Here is a 2412-nt window from a genome sequence, read left to right as displayed (position 1 = left end):
GATCGTTAGCAGAACTTTATGCTAGGTTTGAAATGTATGAAGAAGCTATAAATTTATATGAAGAAAACTTGAATGAAGAAAATTTATCAGAATATGAAAAGCATAGGACAAAATCTCAAATGGTCCCTATATTGATTTTAAACGGATACAAAGAAAACGGTGAATCTTATATAAATAAGGCAAAAGAATATGCAGATGAAGTATTAAACTATTTTAAAGAAAGATACGAAATGGGAGTATCAGGATTGGAAGATGTCCTTTATGCTTTGTTTAACTATGTAGCTTTGGATATTAGAGAATTGAAATCTAAATATGCGGAACTTAACATAGAAAATGAATCAAAAACGCTAGACCCCAAAAACTATGCCCAGCTTCCTTTGGCTATAATATTAATAGCTCTTGGAAGAATAGAGGAAGCCTTAGAAAGACTAATAGAAGCCAATTTTATCATAGAAGCTTACGATCTTATAAACTCTAGCATAGGTAAAGACTACAAGGATAAGCATATGAAAAGAATAACAGAAAAGTTAAAATACTTCACTTACAATAGCGGAATAAGAAAATTATCAGAGGATATATTAAGAGAACTATCAGAGGCAAATCAAAACATAGAGGTTCCAAGCTCTATTAAATCCCAAGATAAGTTTTTTAAAGAGCTGGAAAAGCCAAGAAAAAATCTCATCACATACAGAATAAATCTGTTAAACTATTTAAGAGGATAATATATGATTAGCTTTAAAATAAAATCTTTGACACCTATATGGAGTGGAGATATAGAAGGGAAATCTGAAAGGTTAAGACAAACGTCTATAGTTGGATCTTTGAGATATTTTGGAGAGGCTTTATTAAGAGGATTTGATATATATGTATGTCCTATAGTTTATGATGCAAAGATTGAAGACAATAGCGTAAAAAAATGTATATATAAAAGAGAAGAACACCTTTCAAGTATTTGTACAGGTTGTTATATCTGGGGAACCACCAATTGGCAAAGGCAGGTTAGAATAAGCTTTGACAACCATTCTTCTATTAGTTCCACAAACTTCCAAGATGATAATAGATGGATAACTGAAGTGCTTGGTAAAGGAAGTGGAAACTTTAAAGCTATATGGATTAGCAATGCTAACATAAGTTTTATACCGTTAAACACGTACAACACAGAAGATATTTTAGATACAGAAAATTATATTCATCTTTTGATGAAAACCATAAAAGAATTAGGACACATAGGGGCAAAAGGTAGAACCGGTTTTGGCTTTGTAGACATAGAAGGAATAGATGAGCAAAAGGTAAAAAAAGCTATACATGAGTTAAGATCGCTTAGAAGAAATATTTTTAGGGATGAAAACAAGAGTAGCAATATTTATAGAATACTCTCGAATATAAGGAGGTTTGTTAGACTAGATTTTAAGATTCAAGATACTAGCAAATTTTTAGGTTCTTTATCTAATACGTTTATCTTTAGAGGTAGGCCTGTTATGCATATCCCTAGAGATATAAACGAATTTTATATTAAAAAACCAAGTGGTTTTTATATAAAGTACTTTTTACGCAAAAAGCTAAAAAAGTTTTATTCTAATATGTTTGGTTCTACATCAAATGGTAGCCAGCTTTATTCTTCTCATATTATTAAAGAAGGTAACACGTATAAGTTTAGAGTCATAATAGAATTTCAAGACGGTTTTGTAGATGCTTTTATAAAAGATATAAAAAATACACTTACACAAGCTGGTTGTATATTTGAGAAAGAAGTAACTTTTGACAAGGGAGTGCTTTCATGAAAAGCTATGATGCTATACTGTCTATGTATTTAAACATGTTGGAAGAGGATGATAAAAATAGAAAGCGCATAAGCGACAGAATATACAAAGGCCAAGCTCTGAAAGGCAAAAACAGAAATACCATAGAAAGAAAGATAAAGAGGGAGTTGTTTAAAGAATCTACAAAATCTCTCGATAGCCAACTAGTGGAGTCGCCTATATATCTTCCTTTTTTCCTAAATATTGGTAAAGAATATGAACAAGGTACTGAGAAAGATATTTATAAAGATAAGTTTTTGAAGCGTAGGAGTGAGATAAAAAATTTCTTCAACAAAAGCTTTGATTTAATGCAGTCTGTTATAAATTTTGATAAGGAGCTTGATAGTATAAAAGCCATCAAAACTAAATGGACTGTATTAAGATATGAATTTGAGCTTCAAGAAGTTTATTTTTCAAAAGATGATACCGCTTTTTACGTTATAGATAACCCACTTAAAAAGGACAAAACATTTAAAATCCCATATATTGCACCTTCTACTTGGAAAGGCATGATAAGATGGGTAGCTATAAAGCATTTCAAAGATAAAAAGGCTAGTATAAAGAGACTTTTTGGTACTCAAAAAGGTAACGAAGAAGAAACCGATGCTTCTGC

At 30.8% G+C, this 2412-nt stretch carries 3 protein-coding genes; all 3 read left to right on the top strand.

Annotated elements, in window-relative coordinates:
* On the top strand, nucleotides 1-722 hold a 722-nt coding region (locus ACP5S8_RS08125), incomplete at its 5' end, for a hypothetical protein (protein ID WP_461876438.1).
* A gap of 3 nt (nucleotides 723-725) precedes the next feature.
* Nucleotides 726-1781 (top strand): type III-B CRISPR module RAMP protein Cmr1, encoded by a 1056-nt coding sequence (gene cmr1, locus ACP5S8_RS08120; protein WP_461876437.1) that lies wholly within the window; start codon nucleotides 726-728, stop codon nucleotides 1779-1781.
* Nucleotides 1778-2412 (top strand): RAMP superfamily CRISPR-associated protein (locus ACP5S8_RS08115; protein WP_461876436.1); only part of this gene is annotated, 635 nt, incomplete at its 3' end. The genes cmr1 and ACP5S8_RS08115, both read left to right, overlap by 4 nt.

Source organism: Hydrogenobaculum sp. (assembly GCF_049967395.1).
Classification (GTDB): domain Bacteria; phylum Aquificota; class Aquificia; order Aquificales; family Aquificaceae; genus Hydrogenobaculum.
This window is presented reverse-complemented; position numbering and strand designations above follow the sequence as displayed.

Bases quoted from the DNA above. Each gene is read 5' to 3' on its own strand.
- cmr1 (WP_461876437.1), top strand. From the start codon at position 726: ATGATTAGCTTTAAAATAAAATCTTTGACACCTATATGGAGTGGAGAT.